The sequence below is a fragment of the Cryobacterium sp. RTC2.1 genome (assembly GCF_035018685.1).
Lineage (GTDB): Bacteria > Actinomycetota > Actinomycetes > Actinomycetales > Microbacteriaceae > Cryobacterium > Cryobacterium glucosi.
Window position 1 is genome coordinate 1 of sequence record NZ_JASJXJ010000281.1, and the last position, 1836, is coordinate 1836.

The following is a 1836-nucleotide window of genomic DNA, read 5'->3' on the forward strand; positions in this document are numbered from 1 at the left end:
GTGCCGGTCGTCCGGCACGTCGTCGAGCCGGAAGCCCGGGCCGCGGTCGGTCACGCTGAGGCTCACCGCGTTCGCGCCCGTCTCGAGGTAGACGGACACCGGCCCGCCGGAGTGCCTCGCCGCGTTGAGCATGGCTTCGCGCCCCGCGGCGAGCAACCCCTCTGGGGCTGGGCCGAGGCTCGAGCCCGCACTCACGATGTCGAACTGCACCGGGAAGTCGGCCTCGAGCTCCGCCCCTATCCGGCGGAGGGCCGTCGGGAGATCGACGTCGGGGATGCCGCCGGCCCCGCCCGCACCGGTATCCGCTCCTGCGGCAGTACTCGCGGCCGTGCCCGCGGCAGTGCCGAAGCCGGTCCCGGTCCCGGTGAAGAGCCACTCGCGCAGCTCCCGCTCCTGGGCGCGGGCGAGCCGGGCCGCGTCGCTCTGCGGCCCTGCCTTCTGCTGGATCAGTGCGAGCGTCTGCAGCACCGAGTCGTGCAGGTGCGCGGCGATTTCGGCGCGCTCGGCCTCCCGCGCCCGTCCCGCGCGCTCGTCGGCGAGGTCGCGCGAGAGCCGCACGAGCCACGGCGCGATCACGACGACGACGCCGAGCAGCACCGAAGCGGATGCGATCACGACCGTCCACCCGTCGGGGCTGTCACTCGTCACGAAGAACAGCAGGATGCCGACGGCGACGAGCACGAGGGCGCCGAGCGCGCGCACGAGCAGGGCGGACGAGTGCTGCTCTGAACCGCCGCGGATGTCCGCGAACTGCCGCCAGGCGAGCGCGGTCCCCGACAGCACGACGATCGCGGGGATGACCACGGCGAGCGGGATGTCGGCGCCGAGCCGGCTCGCGACGAGAGTGAGACCGGCGGCGAGGAGCGCGAGCCCGAGCAGGATCTCCGTGATCGGAGCCGACCGGGCCGAGGACGCGGCGGCGGCGGCTCGCTCGGCCGCGGCATCCGCGGGACCGCCGAGGCCGTGGCGGGAGCCGGGGGAACCGGCGTACCCGGGCGCCGGCCGCGCGAGGCTCGCCTTGGGGAGCTCGGCGGCCCCGAACCGGACGGGGTTCGCCGTCGCGGTCGGCGTCGTCACCCAGAGCCAGGCGTAGAGCAGCGCGCCGGCCCCGCCGGCCAGGACGAGCAGCAGCGTCGCGGTGCGCACCACCGTCACGGACAACCCGGTGTGCTCAGCGAACCCCGCGCAGACGCCGGCGATGATCCGCTGGCGCGGCCGGGACATCCGCTCAGTTCTCATGTCTTCATCCAAGCACCCCGAAGGCCGCCCCGATCCGGTGCGGCCAGATCTCAGGGTCCGTTCAGGGTTCTCCCCCATAGCAGCGCGCTATCGCGGGTGGTTGAGTGAAGTTATGACCGATCAACCGCGTAATCCGACATACCCGGCCGGCCCGGGCCCGTCGGGTCCAGACCAGCTCACCCGTTTCTTCGACTGGATCCGCCGCAGCGGCATGGTCCGCGGCGCAGACCGCTGGTTCGCCGGGGTCTGCGGCGCCATCGCCGGCCGCACCGGACTCGACCCGATCATCGTGCGCGGCATCGCGTTCGTGCTCGCCGTGCTCGGGGCGCCCGTGCTCTTCGTCTATGCGGTGGGTTGGGCGCTGCTCCCCAACGCACTCGGCCGCATCCACGCCGAGGAAGCCCTCCGCGGCCGCTTCGAGCCCGCCATGATCGGGATCGGCGCCGTCCTCCTCCTGACCGTCGTGCCGTTCACCCGCGGATTCTGGTGGGACGGCCCTCCCGCGGCCTGGGGCATGCCCGGCTGGCTGAGCACGTCGCTGAGCGCAGCGTGGGGCCTCGCGGTCGTTGCCGGCATCGTCTGGCTCGTGCTCTACCT

At 73.5% G+C, this 1836-nt stretch carries 2 protein-coding genes; one reads left to right on the plus strand and one right to left on the minus strand.

Annotated elements, in window-relative coordinates:
• Nucleotides 1-1239, minus strand: a 1239-nt coding sequence (locus QN357_RS18815; protein WP_323505377.1) for a PspC domain-containing protein, incomplete at its 3' end; no start/stop codon positions are given.
• 112 nt (nucleotides 1240-1351) lie between these two features.
• Here QN357_RS18815 and QN357_RS18820 point away from each other — a divergent pair.
• A partial coding sequence (locus QN357_RS18820; protein ID WP_323505378.1) for a PspC domain-containing protein occupies nucleotides 1352-1836 on the plus strand: 485 nt, incomplete at its 3' end.